The sequence below is a fragment of the Pseudomonas sp. SWRI179 genome (genome assembly GCF_014268705.1).
Lineage (GTDB): Bacteria > Pseudomonadota > Gammaproteobacteria > Pseudomonadales > Pseudomonadaceae > Aquipseudomonas > Aquipseudomonas zanjanensis.
Genome location: NZ_JABWRA010000031.1, coordinates 43,794 through 66,722, shown reverse-complemented (window position 1 = coordinate 66,722; position 22,929 = coordinate 43,794). Strand labels below are relative to the sequence as shown.

Below are 22,929 nucleotides of genomic sequence, written 5' to 3'. Positions count from 1 at the left end.
CGTGCGGCGCCTCAGGAGGTGTGCTCGGCAGTCTTGTTCTGCTGTTCGCGCTGGGCTACCCAGTGTTCGATCAGCTCGCGCAGTTGGGACAGCTCCACTGGCTTGGCCATGTGCCCGTCCATCCCGGCCTGGCGGGCGCGCTCCTTGTGCTCGGCCAGGATGTGCGCCGTGAGCGCTACCACTGGCGTGCGGGTGCGCTGGTTACCCATTTCCCAGGCACGCAATTGCTGGGTAGCGGAAAAACCATCAAGGATCGGCATTTCACAGTCCATCAGGACCAGGTCGTAGCGCTGCTCCTTCATGGCCTTGAGGGCTTCCTCACCGTTGCTGGCGGTGTCGGGTTGCAGGTTGAGCTTGCCGAGCATGCCGCGGATGACCTTGGTGGAGATGCTGTTGTCCTCGGCCACCAGGATGCGGAAGTCGCTTGGCACTTTCACCGGGATGGGCGGGCCTGCATTCACTTGCATGCTCGTCGCCTGGCCCCGGTTGCGCTGGTTCAGTTCGTCCGCCAGGGTGGTCTTGAGGGTATAGCCGGCCACCGGCTTGGCGAGGATGCGCTTGACCCCGCTGTTGCGCGCCACGATCTTGCTCGGCGCGTTGCTGATGCCGGTGAGCATGATCAGCAGGATGTCGTGGTTCAGGCTCGGATCTTCCTTGATCTTGGCCGCCAGTTGCATGCCGGTCATGCCCGGCATGTTCTGGTCCAGCAGCACCACGTCAAAATAGTCCCGCAGGTGCGCCTTGGTGCGCAGCAGTGCCAGGGCTTCCTTGCCCGAGGGCACCGCGCTGACGTTCAGGCCCCAGGCGCTGCATTGCTGCACCAGTACTTTGCGGCAGGTGTCGTTGTCGTCGACGATCAACACCCGTGCCCCTTGCAGCGGGCCATCGAGATCGGAAGTCGGGTGTTCGAGGCGATCCGGGTCCAGCGGCAAGGTCAGCCACAGGGTACTGCCCTGGTTGCTGCCGCTTTTGATGCCGAATTCCCCGTGCATCAGGATGATCAGTTGGCGGGCGATGACCAGGCCCAGATTGCCGCCCAGGCGTGTTGCCGAGAGGAAGTTCTTGCTGTGCAGCTCGGCGTGCATCAGCGTGTCGCGCTCCTCCGCGTCCATCGGCGTCCCGCTGTCCTGCACGGCGATGCGCAGGCGGGGCTGATGGCTGCGCTCGTCGAGGGCGACGACGATCAGCACTTCGCCTTCGTCGGTCTTCTTCAGGGCATTTTCCAGCAGGCTCAGCAATGCCTGGCGCAGCCGCGTAGGGTCGCCGCTGATCACGCGTGGTACCTGGGGCTGGATGAAACTGATCAGCTCGACGTTCTGCTGTTCGGCCTTGGCGCGGAAGATGCTCAGGCAATCCTCGATCAGGGCATTGAGGTCGAACTGCACATCGTCCAGTTCGATCTGCCCGGATTCGAGCCGGGAAATGTCGAGGATCTCGTTGATCAGGGTCAGCAGTTCATTGCCGGCGCTATGGATCGTCTGCACGTAGTCGCGCTGCTTGACCGACAGCGGCGTGCCCAGCAGCAACTCGGTCATGCCCAGCACGCCATTCATCGGGGTGCGGATCTCGTGGCTGATCTTCGCCAGGAATTCGGCCTTGGCATTGATTTCGGCATTGCTCGCCGCCAGGTCGCGGCTGAGGCTGAAACGGCTTTCGTTGATCGAGCGCTGGCGCTCGCCCAGGGCGACACTCATCAACAGGCCACTGATGCAGATGAAGACCAGCAGGGTAATGATCAAGCCTTGGGGTGCGACCTCCGTGAGCCCTTGCAACGCCGGCAGGATGATCAACGTGCCCAGGTTGAAGACCACCATGGCCGCGACGAACAGCCGGGCCGGGCGGTAGCCCTTTTGCCAGTGCCAGGCGCTGACGAACAGCATGCTCAGGCCGGCCAGGGCCACCAGGGCATAGGTCATGATATTGAGTGGCAGCGTGTTGACGAACAACAGCAGCAGGCTGCACAGCATGACGAACACAATGTCCCCCAGCAGCAGCCGGTTCAACGGGTGCGGGCCCAAGGGCGCAAAGAAGCGGTAGGCGAACATCAGGCCGCAAGGCGCCGTGAGCAACAATGCCAGGTAGGCCCCGGGCGTCTGCACCGCCGGCCAGTCGGGCAGCCAGGGGCCGGCCAGGTTCAGCAACAGCACCAGGCTGAGCATCAGCAGCCCTTCACAGGCGGCCAGCCACAGGCAACTGCGTGAACGGGTATAGGCGTAGCGGGTAAGGTTGTGCAGGATCAGCATGGCGATGCAGCCGAACAGCAGCCCATAAATCAGTGTCTGGTTCTGATCGGCCGCCGCTGTGACGGCCGATTGCAACGTGACGTAGGGGCGCAGTTCATGGCGCGAGGCCAATCGCAGGTAGACGTCCAGCGACTTGTCGCTGCGCGGCAGGGGCAATATGAAGTCACTGCTGGGCACCGACGGTTCGGTATGCGTGACATTGCCGCTGATTTGTTGTTCGACCAGGGCGTCGCCGTCCAGCACGTAAAGGTTCAGGCGTGACAGGTCGGGTGCGAAGATGCGCAGGATCTGTTCGTGCCTGTCCGGGGCCAGGCGGAAACGCAGCCACAATGCACCGCCGGGCTCGGCGGCCTTGAGGCGGTCAAGGTCGATGGGGCTGAATTGATTGGTGTAGCGGGCAGAGCGGATATCGCTCAGCGTCAGGTCGCCCTGTTCGTCGAGCAATACCGCCCAGCCACTGCCTGGCGCGGCCTGGGCCGGGAGCATGCAGAGCAACGTCAGCAGGGTGACGGTAAAGCCTATGGCAATCCTGAGCCAGCGCACGGCGAAATCCCTTCGTAGGTTGATGCCAGATTATAACTATGCGCGGCGCCGGAACAGTCAGGCAAGGGCCGCAGACCCTTGCCTGGCTGAATGGCTGGGTTATTCCAGATTTTCGCCACGCTCGCGGGCAATGGCACGGTAGCCAATGTCCTTGCGGTAGAAACAACCTTCCCAGTCAATCTCGGCGGCAAGCTTGTAGGCCTGCTGCTGAGCTGCGTCGACACTGGCGCCCAAGGCGGTGGCGCACAGCACACGACCGCCGGCCGTGACCACTTGCCCATCCTTCAATGCCGTGCCTGCATGGAACACCTTGCCTTCCAGCCGGGCCGCGGCGTCCAGGCCCTGTATCGCGCTACCCTTGGCGTAGTCGCCCGGGTAACCGCCAGCGGCCAATACGACGCCGACGCTTGGGCGCGGATCCCATTGGGCTTCGATCTTGTCCAGGGCCTGGGCCAGCGCAGCCTCGACCAGCAGGACCAGGCTCGATTGCAGGCGCAGCATCACCGGCTGGGTCTCAGGATCGCCGAAACGGCAGTTGAATTCGATGACTTTTGGGTTACCAGCCTTGTCGATCATCAGGCCAGCGTAGAGGAAACCGGTGTAGACATTGCCTTCTTCGGCCATGCCGCGCACGGTAGGCCAGATCACCAGGTCCATGACGCGCTGGTGCACCTGTGCGGTCACCACCGGGGCCGGGGAGTAGGCGCCCATGCCACCGGTGTTCGGGCCGCTGTCGCCATCGCCGACACGCTTGTGGTCTTGGCTGGTGGCCATCGGCAGGACGTTCTTGCCATCGACCATGACGATGAAGCTGGCTTCCTCGCCGTCGAGGAACTCTTCGATGACCACGCGGGAGCCGGCGTCACCGAAGGCATTGCCCGCGAGCATGTCACGCACGGCGTCCTCGGCCTCGGCCAGGGTCATGGCAACGATTACGCCCTTACCGGCGGCCAGGCCGTCGGCCTTGATCACGATCGGCGCGCCTTTCTCGCGCAGATACGCCAGGGCCGGTTCGATTTCAGTGAAATTCTGATAGTCGGCGGTCGGAATCTTGTGACGCGCCAGGAAATCCTTGGTGAACGCTTTCGAGCCTTCCAGCTGCGCGGCACCGGCGGTTGGGCCGAAGCAGTCCAGGCCACGGGAGCGGAACAGGTCGACCACGCCGGCGACCAGCGGCACTTCCGGACCGACGATGGTCAGCGAGACATTCTTCTCGGCGAAATCGGCCAGTTGTTCCAAGGCCAGGACGTCGATGGCGACGTTTTCGCACTTGGCTTCGATGGCGGTGCCGGCATTGCCCGGTGCGACGAAAACCTTCTGCACACGGGGATCCTGGGCCACTTTCCAGGCCAGGGCGTGTTCACGGCCACCGCTGCCAATGATCAAAACATTCATTTCAAAAACCTCAAATTCTATAAGGCGCTGCTGGAGCGCTTTATGTGGGAGCGAGCCTGCTCGCGAAAGCGGTGTGTCAGCCAACATCAACGTCGCTGGCAGATTGCATTCGCGAGCAGGCTAGCTCCCACATTTCGATCGGGTTGGATCAGTGACGGAAGTGGCGCATGCCGGTGAAGACCATCGCGATGCCAGCCTCGTCGGCGGCCGCAATCACTTCATTGTCACGCATCGAGCCACCCGGCTGGATCACTGCGGTGATGCCGACCTTGGCCGCGTTGTCGATGCCGTCGCGGAACGGGAAGAATGCATCGGAGGCCATGACCGCGCCCTGTACTTGCAAGCCGGCGTGTTCAGCCTTGATGGCGGCGATGCGGGCCGAGTTCACGCGGCTCATCTGGCCGGCGCCGACGCCGATGGTCTGGCGGTTCTTGGCGTAGACGATGGCGTTGGACTTGACGTACTTGGCGACTTTCCAGGCGAAGATCAGGTCGTTGATTTCCTGTTCGCTCGGGGCACGCTGGGTCACGACCTTGAGGTCTTCGCTGCCGATCATGCCGATGTCGCGGCTCTGGACCAGCAGGCCGCCGTTGACGCGCTTGTAGTCCCAGGCCGGCGCACGGTCGGCCGACCATTGGCCGCAGGCCAGCAGCCGCACGTTGGCCTTGGCGGCGACAATGGCGCGAGCTTCTTCGCTGACGGAAGGGGCGATGATCACTTCGACGAACTGGCGCTCGACGATGGCCTTGGCAGTCTCGGCGTCCAGCTCACGGTTGAAGGCGATGATGCCGCCGAAGGCCGACTCGGTGTCGGTGGCGTAGGCCAGTTCGTAGGCCTGGCGGATACCGCCCTCGGCGTCCGGGCTCACGGCCACGCCGCACGGGTTGGCGTGCTTGACGATCACGCAGGCCGGCTTGACGAAGCTCTTCACGCATTCCAGCGCGGCGTCGGTGTCGGCCACGTTGTTGAACGACAGTTCCTTGCCTTGCAGCTGGGTGGCGGTGGCAATGCCGACTTCGGCGGGCTTGGCTTCCACGTAGAACGCCGCGCTCTGGTGCGGGTTCTCGCCGTAGCGCATTTCCTGGGCCTTGACGAACTGGGTGTTGAAGGTGCGCGGGAATTCGCTGCGGCCTTCCGTGCCCAGGGTTTCGGCAGCCTGGTTCACGGTGCCCATGTAGTTGGCGATCATGCCGTCGTAGGCGGCGGTGTGTTCGAAGGCCTTGAGCATCAGGTCGAAACGCTGGGCGTAGGTCAGGCCGCCGGCCTTGAGGCTTTCCAGCACGCCGGCGTAGTCGCTGGCGTTGACCACGATCGCTACGTCCTTATGATTCTTGGCCGCCGAGCGGACCATGGTCGGGCCGCCGATATCGATGTTCTCGATGGCGGTCGGCAGGTCGCAGCCAGGCTTGTTGATGGTGGCTTCGAACGGGTAGAGGTTGACGGCTACCAGGTCGATTGGCTTGATGCCGTGTTCGTTCATGATGGCATCGTCGATGCCGCGACGGCCGAGAATCCCACCGTGGATTTTTGGGTGCAGGGTCTTGACCCGACCGTCCATCATTTCCGCAAAACCGGTGTAGTCCGCGACTTCCACTGCGGCGACGCCGTTGTCCTGCAGCAGCTTGAAGGTTCCGCCGGTGGAGAGAATCTCGACGCCCAGCTGTTGCAGCTCGCGGGCGAATTCGAGGATCCCGGTCTTGTCGGAAACGCTGATCAAGGCGCGGCGGATCGGCAGGCGGGTGGTCTGGTCGGTCATTTCAATTTCCATCAAAAGCAAGGGAAGTCAGCAAAAAAGGCGACCGTTTTTGATGCGGGCGCCTTTCTGGTTCGATTGAATGCTTACAGCAGGTCGTACTGCTTGAGTTTCTTTCGCAGGGTGCCGCGGTTCAGGCCCAGCAGCTCACTGGCTTTGGTCTGGTTGCCCTTGACGTAGTTCATCACGCTTTCGAGCAGAGGCGCCTCGACTTCGGAAAGCACCAGGTTGTACACATCCGTGACGGCAGCGCCTTCAAGGTGGGCGAAATAATTGTGCAGCGCCTTCTCGACACTCCCGCGAAGGGTCTGGCCTTCTTCGCTGGGCGTATTGAGGTGCTGTTTCAAATTCACGTTGTCGCTCACGGGTGTTGTTCCACTCACTAAAGTCTCGGTCATCATCGTCATGCGGCCACCCCTTCGTCCCCTGTCAGGCTCTTGTAACGCTCAGCGAAGAACGCCTGAACGTCGGCGCATTGTGCTTGCGTACCATCCAAACGATTGAAACGGGCGCGAAACTCCCTGGCGCCCGGCAGGGTTGCGAGATACCAGCCCACATGCTTGCGAGCGATGCGTACGCCCATGACTTCTCCGTAGAAGGCATGGAGCGCGGCCAGATGCTCTAGCAGAATACGTTCCACTTCGGACAACTGCGGCGCAGCGAGCTTTTCGCCGGTGCGCAGGTAATGTTCGATCTCACGAAAAATCCATGGCCGCCCCTGGGCGGCCCGGCCGATCAACAGCCCATCGGCACCGGTCGCGTCCAGCACGTACCGGGCCTTCTCCGGCGAATCGATGTCGCCGTTGGCAAATACCGGAATCGACACCGCCTGCTTGATCGCGGCGATGGTGTCGTACTCGGCCACGCCGGTGTACAGGTCGGCACGGGTGCGGCCATGCACCGCCAGCGCCGTGATACCCGCCTGTTCGGCGATCTTCGCCACCACCAGGCCATTCTTGTTCTCCCGGTCCCACCCGGTGCGGATCTTCAGGGTCACCGGCACATCGACTGCGGCGACGACTGCCTGCAGGATCTCGGTAACCAGCGCTTCATCCTTCAACAGCGCCGAGCCGGCGGCCTTGTTGCAGACCTTCTTCGCCGGGCAGCCCATGTTGATGTCGATGATCTGCGCCCCCAGCTCGACGTTCGCCCGGGCCGCCTCCGCCAGCATCTGTGCGTCGCCACCGGCGATCTGTACCGAGCGGGGCTCGGGATCGCCTTCGTGGATCATGCGCAGACGCGATTTGCGGGTGTTCCACAAACTCATGTCGCTGGTGACCATTTCCGAAACCACCAGGCCTGCGCCCAATCGTTTGCACAACTGACGAAAGGGCTGGTCGGTGACGCCCGCCATGGGGGCGAGAACGAGGCCGTTCTGCAATGTATATGGGCCGATGCGTACCGCCGACATAGGACTTCCCTGAAGTGGGGCCGGATCATGAGACTTCGAAAAAGGGTTGGCATGATACCCGCTCTCGATGACTGGATAAAGATCGAATTGGATAAAATCTGAACAGCTATTTTGTTATCGCCAGCGGTTTGGTCTGGGTGGGGTCAGTCAGAAAGCTGCCGTCAATTGGCCGACCCTGGCCGGCTTCATTCGGGGGAATGGAAGCTCAGACTGTAGTTCACCGCCTTGGGGCCCGGATCCAGGATATCCAGTGCGATGTGGATGGGCGTCTGCGGCGGCATTTCGCCGCGGCCCTCGAGGTCGCCGCCCAGGTACTCCCCGGGCTTGAAGCGACGGCTGGCGATCAGGTGCCCGTTGAGGTCGGCAAAGCGCAGCTCCAGCAACGGAAAAGGTTGGGAGAAGGGCGCACGGTTGTAGATGATCGCGTCCACTATCAGGGCGCCGCTGAATTCCGGATGGCTGCGCACCACCAGGTTGCTGCTCTTGATCTTGGCGATGTCGACCTTGGACGGTACGTCGCAGCCGATGGTCGGGCAGATTTGCAGGAACCATGGCCGGTACTGGTCTTGGCGGGCCAGTTCTTCGAAATGGTAGGCGATGTACTGGCCACCCAGGGCTGCGGCGGCGAGCAGGATCAGCAGAATCCACAACAGGCGTCGGCCCCAGGGCGAACGACGTTTGCGCCAGTCCAGTTGCAACGGGTCGTCGTCCAGGTCGTGCAGGGCTTCGGCGCGTATGCCCGGCTCCTGGCGCTCCCGTGACTTGCGCAGTGGCAGCGGTGGCTCGGGTTCGTCGTCGTGGTCGTCGGTAGCGGACAGGCGCTCGAGGTGTTCTTCGGGCTCGTCGTCCGGCGCGAGGTGGAGTGGGGCGACGGGTTCGTCGTCCGGTTCCAGAGGTTCGAGGGCCAGGGACAGGGACGGTTCGGTACGCGGCGGCCGCGCCGGTTCGTGGGGTTCGAACGGTTCGAAGGGCGTATCGAGGACGGTTTCGACGGGTTCGTCCGAGGTTTCGCTGTACAGGCTGTCGGGCCAGGCTTGTTGTTCGCCGGAAAGCGAATCGCGTTGCGCGCTCAGGTTGTCTTCCCGACGCCGACCGGCACTGCCTGGGGCGCGATTGTCACGTCGCTCCAGGCGCGCCAGTTCCTTGTCCAGGTCGTCCAGGTCCAGCTCGGCGGCGCTCCATTGTTTCTGGCTGATGGCCCGGGGTGGGGCTTCGGCGGCAGGCTTGGCGGGCGGCGCGACGGCGGGCGCGACTGGCTTGCCCGTGCGTTGTTCCAGCAGCTGTCGTGCGGCATTGAACACTTGCAGGCACGAGCCGCAACGAACCACCCCGCGGGCCACGCTCAATTGAGCATGGCTGACGCGAAAACGGGTATGGCAATGCGGGCACTGGGTGACGAAGCTGTCAGTCATGCGGCAATCCGGTGGATACAGGCGGTCATTCTAGCGCCGACGTCCGGTGATGCGCACCCAGCCATCGCGATTGGCGATCGGGTCCAGGTCAAAGTCCGCGGCATAAGCGGCGGCGACTTCTTCGCCCTGTTCGGCGAGGATGCCCGACAGTGCCAGGCGTCCACCCGGCTTGACCAGGCTCGACAGTTGCGGCGCCAGGGACACCAGCGGGCCGGCCAGGATGTTAGCCACCAGCACGTCGGCCTGGACCTGGGGCAAGTCCTGCGGCAAGTACAACGGGAACAGGGCTTCGGCGATGTTGTTGCGACCGGCGTTGTCGCGGGAGGCTTCCAGGGCCTGGACATCGATGTCGGTGCCGACCGCTTCCCGGGCGCCCAGCAGCAGCGCGGCAATCGCCAGGATCCCTGAGCCACAGCCGAAGTCCAGTACGTTGCAACCCTTCAGGTCCTGGCCGTCAAGCCATTCCAGGCACAGCGCGGTGGTCGGGTGGGTGCCGGTGCCGAACGCCAGTCCCGGGTCCAGCAGCAGGTTGACTGCGTCCGGCTCTGGCGCGGCGTGCCAGCTCGGGACGATCCACAGGCGCTGGCCGAAACGCATCGGCTGGAAGTTGTCCATCCAGCTGCGTTCCCAGTCCTGGTCCTCGATCACTTCGCTGTGGTGCTCGGGCAGCGGGCCGCCGGTCAGCAGCTCGAGATGCGCGAGCACGCTGGCCGCCTCGGTGCCGCCTTCGAACAGGGCCAGCAGGTGGGTGTGGGACCACAGCGGGGTGGTGTTGAGCTCCGGCTCGAAGATCGGCTGGTCTTCGGCGTCCATGAAGGTTACCGATACTGCGCCTACTTCAAGAAACGCGTCTTCGTAGGTTTCGGCTTGTTCCGGGCTGATGGCCAGACGTACTTGCAGCCAAGGCATGGCGGGCACCTTTGAAAAAATCGACAGGGGGCAGCGCGGGGCTGCAAAGGCGCGCAGTGTACGCCAGGTCGCCATCAAAGTGGATAAGGGAGGCCTGGAAGGTCCGGATGGGTGTTCCGATATATATATATGTACGCCAACAGCCTGTCGCGAGGTGGATAAGGTGCGGGTCCAGACAACAGGGAAGGATGTGCATGGACAATACGACCGAGTGGCAGCGAAACAGGGATGGCGCGGTGCTGGTATCTGCGTCAAGGGGCCCCTCGCCCCAGTTGACGCTGGAAAAGTGGGCGCGCTGGCAAACCGTCATCGATGCACGAATGCGAACCCAGTTGGGGCTGCTGGAGGTGCTGGAAGAGTACCTGCTGGTTGAACTTCGCACTCGTTATCAGCAAGGCAACGTCGATTCACATTACATCGCCACGTTGCTCGACACGGTCCTGCAACGGATGGTCGACCAGGCACCCTTGGATTATGAGGAGCAACGAGATGCGCCGTATCGCTGGCCCGGGGGGGCTGACCTTGGGTTTGCGGCAGAGCGCCGGGATACCGTTGCCCAGATGGTGGAGGGGGCGGTCTCGGGCTTCATCAACCACTACAAGGATTACCTGCGACGACATTGGAGGATGGCAGTCGATGATACCTCCCTTGAAGCGTCCATCGGCGAGCAGCTCACCCGCCATTCAACGGCAGTCGACGCGATGTTCCAACCCGATCGATTGGCCGCAATGGACGTTGAAGCACTGCGCGCGGAGATCGAGGAGCTAGAGGTTTCCTGGCGTCGGCTGGTGCAATGGACCACGTTGGCAACCCAGCAGGAGCGGCAGCAATTGGCGGCGTTGGCGCGTGTGCAATTGCCTGATTGGCTGCGCTGGCTGGGCGAAGTGGATCGAAACTGGCTGGAGACTTTGCAATCGCACGCCGTGCAAGCGCAGGCTCTGGTCGACGACTTGCTCGACGGCTTCGGCTCGCTGAAAGCATTCGCCCGACGTCAGGCCAAGGACTACATCAGGCATGAGCTGGACATGGATGTCGAGCCGGATAATGTCCGCGTGCAATTGCAGTGGCGAACCGTCATTGGCCAGCCCGTGCGAACCAATAGCCTGAGCGAGTGGGTGGCAGCGGGCCTGATCAGGCCAGATGCCGTCTCGGTATTGCTGGTGGAAAATGGCGACATGTTACGCAACCAGCCCCTGGCACCCGCGTTCATCAGTCAATTGCTGGCTGTAGTGGATGCGTCGGCTGACTATTTGCCCGCATTGTCGAGCCGATATAACCGCGCGGACCTCAAGGACGCCATGCTCGATTGGTTCATGGCGCGGGTGAAGTACAGCGCGTATGTCGCACGTTGCGCCGGTCAGATGACGGTAGTCAGCCACGGTGAGCTCAACGCGTTATGGGGGAGTGAGCCCTCGGCGCAAAACTTGGGCGGATTGCAAGTCTCCAACGTTCAGTTACCCGGTGCCTTGACCTGCGCCGATCTGTTGCTGTTTTACCGTCAGGACGTGCGTGGGGAAGCCAGCCAGCTGTTGTTGTATGCCCCAGGCAAGCCAAATGGCCAGGAATGGATCAGGTTGGCTTCGCTTCGGGCCGTCAGTGCGGAAATCGGAGGCTGGACCGCAACCGAAGCCGGTCGCGAGTATTTATTACAGCAACTTTCACCGGTCGATCGTTCCAGGGGCCGGGAATACTTCGTCAACGTGACGGAGAAACCAACCCTATGGGATTTGAACGCTGATCCCAGGGGGAGGGTACGAGGTTTCGCGGCATGCCTCGAACATGCTGTGCTAACGGGGTTGCGCCATAACCTGATGCAGGTGGATATGAGCGAGTCGCCTCGTTGGTATTCGGCGTTGCCGTTGGAGTCGCGCCGGAACATCAGTGGCTTGGGCCAGGAGTTCCGGGTTCATCAGCAGGTTTTCAATGATCAACTCGCTGATTATGAAGTCTTCTTGAGCTTCGCCAAACGTACCGTCGCGCAGGCGATTGAACCCTACATGCGTAGCAAGGGCGTGTACGAGCCCGTAGATCCCGAAACGGTGCTTATCGACTACCAGCCAGGGTTGGCTGGCCAGGGAAAGGTCGCCACCTTGTTGGAATTGGCGATTCATGGCTATGACGATAACTCAGGCATCGATAATCCCAACAAAGGTGTGCGTTCCTCGGTTGGGCAGGCACTGGAACAGGTCCGCAGTGCTGACCTGGCGCGCTACATTCGCAGGGCGTACCTGGGCGAGCAATACGCCAGGCAGGTTCGCGCCAGCTTCCTCGATACCCGTGCGCCGGAATACTCGGGGCGCCGCGTCGCTTGTCGCCACATGCTGTTGGCGAGGATGGATCGTGACTTGCGTATCGCCTATGGCCAGTCTTTGTTAAGCGCTGATCAATTCAAATGGCTCACCCGCCAAGTCACGCTATTGAGCGACAACGGGCTTGATGACCGAGCCAAATATCCCGGCACGGCCGTGACACGTGAAGGTGTGCTCAGGTTTACCGTCGGCGGGCATGTGGTATTGGGCGTCTATGTGTTTGCCTACTTTGACCCCAAGGGTTCCTACTGGCTCTACATGCCCGATGCCCCGGACGGCATCCTGTTTCGCAACTACCTGGCGTTCGCCGGGGGCATCGCCGCGCAGTTACATGATTACGTGCTGGAGCGGGTAGCGTTGACGGCGCGTTCCGAGGTTGGCGGTTTGCTGCGAGCCCTGGCGACCGGTTCTTCGCGCGTCGATACATTGCGAGAGTTCAATCGGGTGGTCGACATCGGTGCAGAGTTCGACGCCTGCATCGAGCGCGCGATAACCGATGTGGAGGATGTCACCAGCAGTCGCGCCGAGGTCATCAAGCATCAGGTCATCAAAGGACTGCTTTTTGCGGCTGTGCCCGTGTGCATGGTCTATCCGCCCTTTGCCTTGCTGCTGGACCTCGCCTTTATCGGCATCAGTACCAGGCAGGCGATCGTGGCACATGTGCGAGGCGATACCCAGGAGGCACTTGAACAGTGGCTGGCCGTGTCCTGGGGGGCGTTGTTCGCCGTGCTGGGAGCGGCCAGCATGGCGGCAGTGCTCGGGCGGACGGCGATGAACTTGAAACTTGCGCTGAGGTCCCTGTCGCTGTCGGCGCAGCGCTTGAAAAGAACCGCGCCATCGGCCGCTGCCAAAGAAACCGGGCCGCTGGTCCAGCCCCTGCGCTTGAAGCCAGGGCAGGCAGTCAAGGCAACGCCCGAGAACCTGGAGCCGGTAACCGAGGAGGGTATCTTCTATGGGACCTACCGTAGCCCGCCCAGCGTATCGCAACCGCGAGCCGCCTATTACATTCGGAGCCGAGGTCGGTATTTCCAAGTCTTGGAAGACCCTTATTTCGGTGGTGTGTGCCTGGTGGATGCCAGCCGCCCCGGCGCGTTATACAAACTGCCCATCCGCAGAATGGCGAATGGCAAGTGGGCGCATAACATTGTCGGCTTGAGGGGGGGTAATAACGGTGTGCGCTATTTGGGGCGAGTCGATGATTTGCGGGAGGCATTTCCCGGGCGCATCCCCCCCAGCGTGACAAGAGGGGCGATGCAGGGCGAGACCGTCGTAGCCAGATTCAGCGAGGCGGCGATGGACAATTACCTGTTCTCGTTGAATGCACAGACCTGTGTGGTCGCGTCGATGTACAACCCCGCCACCCGGATGGGGGCAGTCATTCATTTCGATCACAACATTCGAAAACTCATCGAGCGAGGCATCAAGGCTGTAACGTCGCGCCTGGGCGGACCTGCGAAAGACGTTCGTGTCACCCTGGTGGGCGGAGACTGGCTGACGGGGGCGGACATTGGTGAGCCGGTCAGGCAGGTGATGAGGCGCCAAGGCTTCCAGCCAACCTGGGATTACTGGTCGTATTCGTCTTGCTTTGGTAATACATACGGTGTTTCGCTGGATCTTAAAACCGGTATCACATCGGTCTTCAAGACATCACAGAGCCTGGTCGAGCGCTATTACATCCCGGTGCTGGCTCGGGCGAAAAACAGTTCCGACCCCGTATCGATGCGTGCGCGTAAATTCATGGCGCGTGTGCGCAGTGAACCGCTGGTGGTCAATGCCAATGGTGCTGTTCGCACCCGCCAGGGCAGGCCGGCGACTGCGGCGCAACTTGAAATGAACGAGTTCTCGCTGGTTGTGTTGACCTGATCCTTGATTCCGAGACCGCTGTAAAAAAAAGACCCCGGTTCAAATGAGCCGGGGTCTTTTTCTACATCCCTTGGAACATCAGTGCTGGTTACCCAGCTTGTGTTCCAGGTAATGGATGTTGACGCCGCCTTTGCAGAAGCCTTCGTCACGTACGAGGTCGCGGTGCAGTGGGATGTTGGTCTTGATCCCGTCTACCACGATTTCGTCCAGCGCATTGCGCATGCGCGCCATGGCTTCTTCACGGGTCGCCCCGTAGGTGATCAGCTTGCCGATCAGCGAATCGTAGTTCGGCGGAACGGCGTAGCCGCTGTACAGGTGCGAATCGACACGAACGCCGTTGCCGCCCGGGGCATGGAAATGCTTGACCGTGCCTGGGCTTGGCATGAAGGTCTTCGGGTCTTCGGCGTTGATCCGGCATTCCAGCGAATGGCCGCGGATGACCACGTCATCCTGGGTGAACGACAGCTTGTTGCCGGCGGCGATGCTGAGCATCTCCTTGACGATGTCGATACCGGTGACCATTTCCGAAACCGGGTGCTCCACCTGAACACGGGTGTTCATTTCGATGAAGTAGAAACGACCGTTCTCGTAGAGGAACTCGAAGGTACCGGCGCCGCGATAGCCGATGTCGATACAGGCCTTGACGCAACGTGCCAGGACTTCCTGGCGAGCCTGCTCGTCGATGCCGGGTGCCGGCGCTTCTTCGAGGACCTTCTGGTGACGACGTTGCAGCGAGCAGTCGCGGTCGCCCAGATGGATGGCTTGGCCCTGGCCGTCGGACAGCACCTGGACTTCGACGTGACGTGGGTTGGTCAGGAATTTTTCCAGGTAGACCATCGGGTTGCCGAACGCCGCGCCAGCTTCGGAGCGGGTCAGTTTCGCCGAGGAAATCAGGTCTTCTTCCTTGTGTACCACGCGCATGCCGCGACCACCGCCGCCGCCAGCGGCCTTGATGATCACCGGATAACCGACTTCGCGACCGATGCGCAAAGCGGTTTCTTCGTCTTCAGGCAGCGGGCCGTCGGAACCCGGAACGGTCGGCACACCCGCTGCAATCATGGCGTGCTTGGCCGAGACCTTGTCGCCCATCAGGCGGATGGTGTCGGCTTTCGGGCCAATGAAGGCAAAACCGGAGTTTTCCACCTGTTCGGCGAAGTCGGCGTTTTCCGCCAGGAAGCCGTAGCCAGGGTGAATGGCGGTGGCGCCGGTCACTTCGGCAGCGGCGATGATCGCAGGGATGTGCAGGTAGGAGTGCGCAGCCGACGCCGGACCGATGCAGACGGATTCGTCCGCCAGGCCCAGGTGCATCAGTTCTTTGTCGGCCTTGGAGTAAACGGCGACGGTCTTGATGCCCATCTCTTTGCAGGCACGCAGAATCCGCAGGGCGATCTCACCGCGGTTAGCGATCAGAACTTTTTCCAACTTCGCAGTCATCAAAGGCTCTCCGCGGTTCAAACGATGGTGAACAGCGGTTGGTCGTACTCAACCGGCTGGCCGTCTTCGACGAGGATGGACTCGATCACACCGCTGGTTTCAGCTTCGATGTGGTTCATCATCTTCATGGCTTCGACGATGCACAGGGTGTCGCCTTTCTTCACGGTCTGGCCGACTTCAACGAAGGACGGCGAGGATGGCGAAGACTTGCGATAGAACGTGCCCACCATTGGTGAACGGGCAACAGTGCCGTTCAGCGTTGGTGCCGCCGGTGCGGCGGGGGCTGCGGCGGCAACCGGGGCTGCTGGAGCTGGCGCGGCGGCCGGAGCCTGCATCGGGGCCGGTGCATAGAACTGCTGGGCCGGGGTCTTGCTGTGGCGGCTGATGCGTACGGACTCTTCGCCTTCCTTGATCTCAAGCTCGTCGATGCCGGACTCTTCCAGCAATTCGATCAATTTCTTAACTTTACGGATATCCATGAATCATCAACTCCCAAGGGTCGGTCAGGGGCGCTTAACGCTTGTTGTTCAAGCTGTTGCCTGTTTCTCAAGCTGCTCTAGGGCGGCCTCCAGGGCCAGTCGGTAACCGCTGGCGCCAAGGCCGCAGATCACTCCCACTGCTACATCGGAGAAGTAGGAGTGATGGCGGAAAGGTTCGCGTTTGTGCACGTTGGACAAATGCACTTCGATGAATGGGATGCTCACCGCCAGCAGCGCGTCACGTAATGCGACACTTGTGTGTGTAAAAGCTGCTGGATTGATCAAAATGAAGTCCACGCCTTCGCCACGCGCGGCATGGATACGGTCGATCAATTCATATTCGGCATTGCTTTGCAGATAGAGCAAATGATGGCCGGCGTTGCGGGCCCGCTGTTCCAGGTCCTGGTTGATCTGGGCCAGGGTCACGGCGCCGTAGACGCCCGGTTCGCGGGTGCCCAGCAGGTTCAGGTTGGGTCCGTGCAGGACCAATAGGGTCGCCATCTGCTGTTCCTTGTTATCTGTGAGCAGGTATCAGAACCCGGCGACTATGCCGCAAAGCCTTAATGACTGTCCAGTTCTCGGCAATAGCCAGCACGATGACCGATGTTTGCGCGAAATTTATGACCATGCCCCCGGATCCGGTCACCCGCTCGCGAACCTGGGGGAGCGAGCCTGCTCGCGATGACGGCGGCCCATTCAATCCTGGTGCAAACTGACCCACCGCTATGGCGAGCAGGCTCGCTCCCACAGGCGATGGCGGTTGACGGTGAGTGTCCACTTTCTATCGGAATCGACCCTGTGGCGAGGGAGCTTGCTCCCGCTGGGCTGCGCAGCAGCCCCAAGACCATTCAACATGGTGTATCGGAAAAAAACAGTAGGCAGGTTCTACGACTGCTGCGCAGCCGAGCGGGAGCAAGCTCCCTCGCCACGGTGATTCATAGGGTGCTTGGTGCTAAACCCGAAACGCCTGGACTGCGGTGTGCAATTGCCCGCCCAGCACCAAGAGATGGTCGCCTTGCTCCCGGCCCTGGCCGATGCGCAGCAGGTTGTCCCCGCCCAGTTGGTGGATCCGCTCGCTGTGGTCGCGGATTTCGCTGACGGCTCCGCTCTGTTGGGCGGTGACGTCGGCGATGCGGACCGCTGTGTCGGCGATGGTCTGGATGGCGCCGACGATTTCATCCAGTGCACCGTCCGCCGCTTGCGCCTGGCTGGCGGTGGCTTCGGCGTGTTCGACCTGGGCGCGCATGCCGTCCACCGATTGGCGCGCGGCCAATTGCAGGCGGGCGATCAGGGTCTGGATTTCGGCGGTGGCGCCGGCCGTGCGTTGGGCCAGGGAGCGGACTTCCTCGGCCACCACCGCAAAGCCCCGGCCCATTTCCCCGGCACGGGCTGCTTCGATGGCGGCGTTGAGGGCCAGCAGGTTGGTCTGGTCGGCAATCGAGCGAATCACCGTCAGCACGCCGCCGATAGTGGCCGACTCCTCGGCCAGTTGTTCGATCATCTGCGCGTTGCCTTGCACTTCCCCCACCAGCGCGTGCAGGCCCGTGAGGCTCAGGCCGATGACTTTCTGCCCTTGCTCCACTGCTTGCCCGGCGCTGCGGCTGGCGTCTGCGGCCTGGCTGGCGTCGCCGGCGACTTGCTGGATCGTCGCTTCCAGTTCGCTGAGGGAATCACGGATCAGCGCCGTGTCGCCGGCCTGATGCTCGGCCCCGCTGTGCAATTCGCCGCTCAGCTCGGCCAGGGCCCGGCTGCTGCCCGCGACCTGTTCGGCATTCACCCGAATGGTGCCCACCAGGTCCACCAGATAAGCGCGCAGGCGATTGAGCGAAGCCTCGATGTCTTGCATTTCGCGGTTGCTGGCGCCCACGTGGATGCTCCGGCTGAAGTCCCCTTCGGCCCAGGTCGACAGGGCCGGAGCCAGGTGCGTCAAGGTGCGGGCCAGGCGTCGCTGCAAGGTGTCGATCAACAGTGCGATCAGCAGGATCAGGCCGATCATCACCCCCTGAATCAAGCGTACCTCCCCCTGGATCTGCCCATGCTGGGCCCGCACGGCCGGTTCCAGGGTATCGATCGCGGTTTGCACGTCGGTGATTTTCAGGTGCGTGGCGCTGCTTAGCTCGGTGCGTTTCTGGATCAATTCACGGGTGCGGGTCAACTCCGCCGGATAACGGCCGAGCAGGCTGTTGAGTTCGCGCTTGAGGGCGATGCCAGCGTCTTCGGCGGCGGCTTTTTCCTGAGTCTCCAGGCCCATCAGCGCGGCGAAATCATCGCTGCCCGAATCGCTGCTGGCGGTGACACCCAGCAGCGGTAGGCTATCGAGGCGTTCGGCCTCGACACGGATGCTCGCCAGTTCCCGTTCGACATCGGCGGCCAGTTCGCTGCGGCCGCTGCTGACCAGTTTGTCCCGCGTGAGGGACAACCGGCCCAGGTGCTGCGACGCGGCGAACAAGGGAGGCAAGTAAGCTGGGGCGCCGTTGGCGTATTGGGCCAGTTGATCGAGGCTGGCGCTCAGTTCGCGCTCGGCCTGCAGCAGCAACGCCTGCGGATCGCCGGCCAGTTTGCCGGCGGCCAGCAGATCGGTCTTGCTGAAGCTATCGAGGTTCGACAGGCTCGGACGCAAGGTTTTGGCCAGCTCCAGGGGAAACTGGTCGAGGTCTTTTTGCAGCGTTTCCAAGGCCTGGGTGGCCGCGCTCAGGCGCAAGGCGTCGCCGCTGGCCAGGTAGTCCTCGATGTTGCGCGCCACTTCGCCCTGGAACTGCCGCGACAGGCCCAGATAACGCTCCATCAGCAAGTAGGGCCGCTCCAGGGCGATCTGCGACCACCATAGGGTGACCCCGAGGCCCAGGCAAACGGCAACTAAAAGAAGGGTGTTGAGATTGGTCAGCAGCTTCAGGCGCATCAAGGGTCTACCGGGGGCAGAATCGTAAGTGCCTGAATTTATTGCGCTTGAGTTACAGGTTTATGACCGAATCAGTCGATTCCGATGAAAAAGTGGCACTTTGCTTTGATTGACGGGCGCTCTGTACCCGGTTGCGTCCGGCGTGCTTGGCGCGATACAGCGCTTCGTCCGCCTGGCTGGCCATCATCAGGCTGTCGGAATCATCGCTCATCTCCACCACGCCAGCGCTGAAGGTGCACCACAAATCATGGGGCTGGGCCGGGTAATGGATTTCGGCAAAGCGCTGGCGAATCTCATCCAACACCTTGCAGGCAGCGTCGATGTCGGTGTCGGGCATGACAATGGCGAACTCTTCGCCGCCGTAACGGCCGATGAAGTCGGTCTTGCGCAGGCGTTGCTTGAGAAACAGCGCCAGGCTCTTGATCACCCGGTCGCCCATGGGGTGGCCGTGGCTGTCGTTGACCCGTTTGAAGTGGTCGATGTCGAGCATGGCGAAGCTCAGGGGCTTGCCTTCGCGGCGGGCGCGGAAGCTGCAATCTTCGAGTAATTGCAGGATGTGGGTGTGGTTGTACAGGCCGGTGAGGCTGTCGCGCACCATCCGCGCCTTGAGGTTGCGCGCCCGGGCCGCACGGTTGCGCACGGTGGTGATCAGATGCCGAGGCTTGATCGGCTTGGTCAGGAAGTCGTCGCCACCTTCGCTCATGGCGTCGAGCTGCTTGTCCAGGTCGTCTTCGGCGGACAGGTAGATGATCGGCACGCTGACGTAGCGGTCATTGTGGCGGATCACCTTGGCCAGTTCCGTGCCGGTGCAGGCGGGCATGTACATATCGAGGATGATCAGGTCGGGCTGGAAATCCGCCAGCTCGGCCATGGCCTGGATCGGTTCGATCAGCGTGCGGGTAATGATGCCGGCGCTGTTGAGCAGGCGCTCGGTGTGCAAGGCCTGGGCACGGGAGTCATCGATGATCAGCACTTTGTAGGGATCGTATTGGGCAACGCAGGTCAGCACCTCGATCTTTTCCAGCAGGCTCGAGGCTTCGAGGGTGCCGGTGAGGAATTCCTGCCCGCCGGCGCGTACCGCGGCCAGGCGTGTCGGCGTGTCGGTTTCCAACAAACTGAAGAACAACAGCGGCAAAGGTTGCTCCAGGCCTTCCTGGGCTTCGGCGGCCAGTTTCAGGCCGGCGCCGGGGCCGCTGAAATCCACATCCATGACAATCGCCGCCGGCAGGCGCTCGACCATCGAGGCGCGGAACGCCACGACACTGTTCAGCGCCTGGGCACTGAGGCCGAAGAACTCCAACTGCTTGGCCAGGCGCTCGGCGCGGTCATGGTCCTGCAGCATCACGTAGACGGGTTTGCGCAGCGGCGGCAGGAAAGTTTGTTCGAGCTGGTCGCCGTGGCGCAGGCCGGTGCGCGACAAACGCTGCATCAGGCGGTTGATTTCGGTGATCAGGTGGCTGCTCAGGCGCCCGCGATTGGCATCCACCGCTTGCAGCGACTGGCTGATGCCTTGGGCCAGTTGGGAGTGCTCGGGCTGTTCGAAGCGCTCGGCAAAGCGCAGCAGGCGCAGATTGGCTTCGCTGAGTTCCGAGAGGTCGGTGCTTGACCATTCGCTGCGTTGCAGGCGCTGCCAAATCTCCAGGATCTGACGAGCCTGATGAATTACCCGCTGGGCAAAGTGGTGCTTGAGGCGCTCACGGCTGGGGTCTTCTGGCTCGGTCATATCCTGACTACTAGTTAGGGTGCATGCTGAGATCGACTGGTGGCTCTATGCTAGCACCTCTTTTCCCTCGCATGAGTGTCGTACGTCAATATTCTGTCCAGTCGCGAAATTCAGTTTGTGACTGGACAGTCTCGTAGGCCGATGGCAACGCTTCCTTTATAGTGCTGTTCGATTGCCCTGTCGCGCCCGGCATGATTGGCGCCGCATTATCGCGTTTCAAATCAGGCACGATGGCGTAGGGTTGTGGTCGAACCGAGAACTCAAGTGATTGAAGGAACATCGCCATGCTGGACTGGAAAAACCGCGCGGGCAGCGCGCCTGAACGCGCCGCCGAGCCGAAATCGGCCACCCGCAGCTACCTGGGTGGGCTTTTTTTCAGCCGCGCACTGGCCACGCTGATCGCCCTCTACCTGCTGGTGACCATTGCCGTCGGCTGGTACTGGAGCCAGGAGCCCGCGTTGTTCCCTGTGCAGCAGAACGCCCAGGCCGCGGCCGAGAAGGACGGTCGGCAGATGGTGGTGGGCTACACCACGGTCGAGACCCTCAAGACCGTGGCCGGGACCTTGCTGACCAAGCAAGGTGGCTACATCTCCAACGACCGCTTCCCGCCGGGCCTGTGGATGGACAACATGCCGAGCTGGGAATATGGCGTGCTGGTGCAGGTCCGCGACCTGAGCCGTGCCCTGCGCAAGGACTTCGCCCGCTCCCAGTCCCAGTCCGCCGAGGACGCCGACCTGGCCAAGGCCGAGCCGCGCTTCAACTTCGACAACCGCAGTTGGGTGCTGCCCTCCAGCGAATCCGAATACCAGGAAGGCATCAACTCCCTGAGCCGCTATCAGGCGCGGCTGTCCGACCCGAACCAGAAAAGCGCGCTGTTCTACGCGCGCGCCGACAACTTGAACAACTGGCTGGGCGACGTCGGCACGCGCCTGGGTTCGTTGTCCCAGCGCCTGTCGGCCAGCGTTGGCCGGGTCAAGCTCAACACCTCGCTGAAAACCGAAGTCCCGGCCCCGGGCCAGGTGCCGCAGGTGGATGAAGAGGTGGTCGAGACCCCATGGCTGCAGATCGACAACGTGTTCTATGAAGCCCGCGGCCAGGCCTGGGCGCTGTCGCACCTGCTGCGCGCCATCGAAGTGGACTTCGCCGATGTGCTGGCGAAAAAGAACGCCACGGTCAGCGTGCGGCAGATCATTCGTGAACTGGAAGCGTCCCAGGAACCGGTCTGGAGCCCGATGATCCTCAACGGCAGCGGCTTCGGTGTGTTGGCGAACCACTCGCTGGTCATGGCCAACTACATTTCCCGGGCCAACGCAGCGGTCATCGACTTGCGGCAACTGCTGAACCAGGGTTGATCCATGAACGAAAGCCCCCGGGAGGTCGCTCACCGAGTGGCCTCGGATGCCGAGTTGATCGCGTGGGTCGACGAGCACGACAACCTGCTCGGCAGCCTGGTGCGTTCGCAGTTGCGCGAACGCGGGCTGATCGGACGTGGCACCTACATCATGCTGTTCAACTCGGCCGGTGAACTGTGTGTTCACCGGCGCACCCTGAGCAAGGCCATCTACCCGGGGTTCTGGGACGTGGCGGCGGGCGGCATGGTCCAGGCCGACGAGACCTATGCCGAATCGGCGGCCCGTGAACTGGCGGAGGAGCTGGGCGTGAGCGGCGTGGAACTGACCGCCCATGACCATTTTTATTTCGAAGACCCCGGCAGTCGCCTGTGGTGCTCGGCGTTCTCGGCGGTGTGGGACGGCCCATTGGTCCTGCAACCCGAAGAAGTCCTCGAAGCGCGGTTCCTGCCCCTCGAACAGGTGCTCGACGAAATCCAGCGCATGCCTTACTGCCCGGACTCCCTGGCGGCACTTGAGCGCTATTTGCGCGTCCACGGTGGCAGCGTCGCAAAGAAGCTATAAATTGGCGCTGATTGGCCCTTAGCAAGTCGGCTTTTTGCCGTTACACTGCGCGACTTTTCAAGCTGAACCGTGTCTGCGGTCCAGTAGCGCTGCCCCTGCCTGAGTGGGGTTTCGCGGTCGAGGCCCATTCTCCCCTCGACCAGTCTTTGTCCTCCCAAGAGGATTGCCGGTGGCCAAAAAAGCCGCATCCTTCGCCGCCCTGGGCGGCCTGGTATTTTCTACCGACGCCGGTCGTCATTGCCCTGATTGCCGTCAGCCGGTGGATGCCTGCATCTGCAAACAGACCGCCATCCCCGCCGGTGACGGCATTGCCCGTGTGCGCCGGGAAAGCAAAGGGCGCGGCGGCAAGACGGTGACCACTATCACCGGTGTGCCGTTGGCCGAAGACGCGCTCAAGGAACTGGCCACCACGTTGAAGAAACGCTGTGGCACCGGTGGTGCGTTGAAAGACGGCATCATCGAGATCCAGGGCGATCACGTCGAGCTGCTGCTGGCGGAACTGGTCAAGCACGGCTTCAAGGCAAAGAAATCCGGCGGCTAGCAGCTTCTGTGAAAACCACCCTCGGCTTGACCCGGACCCGCCGTCCGAGGTCGCCCGCATGGTTTTCACAGAGCCTGTTCTGAACGGGTTTCTAAACTCATC

Annotated in this window: 16 protein-coding genes; 4 read left to right on the top strand and 12 right to left on the bottom strand. The window is 62.1% G+C overall.

What is annotated here, in order from left to right:
* Window positions 1-11: 11 nt before the first annotated feature.
* From HU767_RS18085 to prmA, 7 genes are all read right to left on the bottom strand, one after another.
* Window positions 12-2,786: a hybrid sensor histidine kinase/response regulator gene (locus HU767_RS18085; RefSeq protein ID WP_186707876.1), complete on the bottom strand. Its 2,775-nt coding sequence runs from the start codon at window positions 2,784-2,786 to the stop codon at window positions 12-14.
* A 99-nt stretch (window positions 2,787-2,885) separates the two neighbouring features.
* Window positions 2,886-4,181 (bottom strand): phosphoribosylamine--glycine ligase, encoded by a 1,296-nt coding sequence (gene purD, locus HU767_RS18080; RefSeq protein WP_186730145.1) that lies wholly within the window; start codon window positions 4,179-4,181, stop codon window positions 2,886-2,888.
* Window positions 4,182-4,329: 148 nt separating this feature from the next.
* On the bottom strand, window positions 4,330-5,937 hold the full coding sequence (purH, locus tag HU767_RS18075) for a bifunctional phosphoribosylaminoimidazolecarboxamide formyltransferase/IMP cyclohydrolase (RefSeq protein WP_186730144.1): 1,608 nt from the start codon (window positions 5,935-5,937) through the stop codon (window positions 4,330-4,332).
* A gap of 83 nt (window positions 5,938-6,020) precedes the next feature.
* Window positions 6,021-6,341: a DNA-binding transcriptional regulator Fis gene (fis, locus tag HU767_RS18070; protein ID WP_003186237.1), complete on the bottom strand. Its 321-nt coding sequence runs from the start codon at window positions 6,339-6,341 to the stop codon at window positions 6,021-6,023.
* Window positions 6,338-7,345, bottom strand: a complete 1,008-nt coding sequence (dusB, locus tag HU767_RS18065) for a tRNA dihydrouridine synthase DusB (protein ID WP_186707882.1) — start codon at window positions 7,343-7,345, stop codon at window positions 6,338-6,340. Before dusB ends, fis begins: the two co-directional genes overlap by 4 nt.
* A 185-nt stretch (window positions 7,346-7,530) precedes the next feature.
* Window positions 7,531-8,757: a DUF3426 domain-containing protein gene (locus HU767_RS18060; protein WP_186707885.1), complete on the bottom strand. Its 1,227-nt coding sequence runs from the start codon at window positions 8,755-8,757 to the stop codon at window positions 7,531-7,533.
* A 30-nt stretch (window positions 8,758-8,787) separates the two neighbouring features.
* Window positions 8,788-9,666 carry a 50S ribosomal protein L11 methyltransferase gene (gene prmA, locus HU767_RS18055; protein WP_186707886.1) on the bottom strand — a complete coding sequence of 293 codons (879 nt, stop codon included), beginning with the start codon at window positions 9,664-9,666 and terminating at the stop codon, window positions 8,788-8,790.
* 194 nt (window positions 9,667-9,860) lie between these two features.
* Here prmA and HU767_RS18050 point away from each other — a divergent pair, with 194 nt between their 5' ends.
* Window positions 9,861-13,838: a DUF6543 domain-containing protein gene (locus HU767_RS18050; protein ID WP_186730143.1), complete on the top strand. Its 3,978-nt coding sequence runs from the start codon at window positions 9,861-9,863 to the stop codon at window positions 13,836-13,838.
* A gap of 78 nt (window positions 13,839-13,916) precedes the next feature.
* Here the strand turns inward: HU767_RS18050 and accC are convergent, their stop codons facing one another.
* The 5 genes from accC to HU767_RS18025 form a co-directional block, all read right to left on the bottom strand.
* Window positions 13,917-15,272, bottom strand: a complete 1,356-nt coding sequence (accC, locus tag HU767_RS18045) for an acetyl-CoA carboxylase biotin carboxylase subunit (protein WP_186707891.1) — start codon at window positions 15,270-15,272, stop codon at window positions 13,917-13,919.
* 17 nt (window positions 15,273-15,289) lie between these two features.
* Window positions 15,290-15,751 (bottom strand): acetyl-CoA carboxylase biotin carboxyl carrier protein, encoded by a 462-nt coding sequence (gene accB, locus HU767_RS18040; protein ID WP_060739348.1) that lies wholly within the window; start codon window positions 15,749-15,751, stop codon window positions 15,290-15,292.
* Window positions 15,752-15,799: 48 nt separating this feature from the next.
* A complete protein-coding gene (gene aroQ / locus HU767_RS18035; RefSeq protein WP_018605716.1) occupies window positions 15,800-16,252 on the bottom strand; it encodes a type II 3-dehydroquinate dehydratase in 453 nt (150 codons plus the stop codon).
* A gap of 451 nt (window positions 16,253-16,703) precedes the next feature.
* Entirely contained in the window at window positions 16,704-18,650 is a 1,947-nt protein-coding gene (locus HU767_RS18030) for a methyl-accepting chemotaxis protein (protein ID WP_186730142.1), read from the bottom strand.
* Window positions 18,651-18,702: 52 nt separating this feature from the next.
* A complete protein-coding gene (locus tag HU767_RS18025) occupies window positions 18,703-20,373 on the bottom strand; it encodes a PleD family two-component system response regulator (protein ID WP_186730141.1) in 1,671 nt (556 codons plus the stop codon).
* Window positions 20,374-20,657: 284 nt separating this feature from the next.
* On the opposite strand from HU767_RS18025, the gene HU767_RS18020 reads away from it, so the two are divergent.
* The 3 genes from HU767_RS18020 (at window position 20,658) to HU767_RS18010 (ending at window position 22,827) form a co-directional block, all read left to right on the top strand.
* Window positions 20,658-21,725: a DUF2333 family protein gene (locus HU767_RS18020; RefSeq protein ID WP_186707897.1), complete on the top strand. Its 1,068-nt coding sequence runs from the start codon at window positions 20,658-20,660 to the stop codon at window positions 21,723-21,725.
* Window positions 21,726-21,728: 3 nt separating this feature from the next.
* Complete coding sequence (locus HU767_RS18015; RefSeq protein WP_186707899.1) at window positions 21,729-22,286, top strand: NUDIX hydrolase; 558 nt, start codon at window positions 21,729-21,731, stop codon at window positions 22,284-22,286.
* Between the two features lie 169 nt (window positions 22,287-22,455).
* Entirely contained in the window at window positions 22,456-22,827 is a 372-nt protein-coding gene (locus HU767_RS18010) for a translation initiation factor Sui1 (protein ID WP_003197435.1), read from the top strand.
* Window positions 22,828-22,929: the final 102 nt, after the last annotated feature.